This is a genomic window from Polaromonas sp. P1_E3, from assembly GCF_056405935.1.
In genome coordinates this window covers 1-546 of sequence record NZ_JBFUBD010000850.1, presented here as the reverse complement: position 1 = coordinate 546, position 546 = coordinate 1, and the positions used below count along the sequence as shown (strand labels likewise).

Here is a 546-nt window from a genome sequence, read left to right as displayed (position 1 = left end):
ATATTTTGCTGATTGGCCCCACCGGTTCCGGCAAGACTTTACTGGCCCAAACGCTGGCGCGTACGCTCAACGTTCCGTTTGTAATGGCTGATGCGACAACGCTGACCGAAGCAGGTTATGTCGGCGAGGATGTTGAAAATATCATCCAGAAGCTGCTGCAAAGCTGCAATTACGAAGTTGAGCGCGCCCAGCAGGGGATCGTCTATATCGATGAAATCGACAAGATTTCCCGCAAATCCGACAACCCTTCCATCACGCGCGACGTGTCGGGCGAGGGTGTGCAGCAGGCGCTGCTCAAGCTGATTGAGGGAACCATGGCCTCGGTGCCTCCGCAGGGCGGGCGCAAACACCCCAACCAGGACTTCCTGCAGGTGGACACGACGAACATCCTGTTTATTTGCGGCGGTGCGTTCTCAGGTCTTGAAAAAGTCATCGAAAACCGGACCGAAGCTTCCGGAATTGGTTTTGGCGCGGCGGTCAAGAGCAAGAAGGCCCGCAKCCTGACGGAGGCCTTCAAGGATGTCGAGCCTGAAGACCTGATCAAGT

At 56.0% G+C, this 546-nt stretch carries 1 protein-coding gene; it reads left to right on the top strand.

Translation table 11 applies throughout. The annotated features are described in order from the left end of the window. Window positions 1-546: AAA family ATPase (locus tag AC1D0Z_RS23935; RefSeq protein WP_477660592.1), on the top strand; the 546-nt coding region annotated here is incomplete at both ends.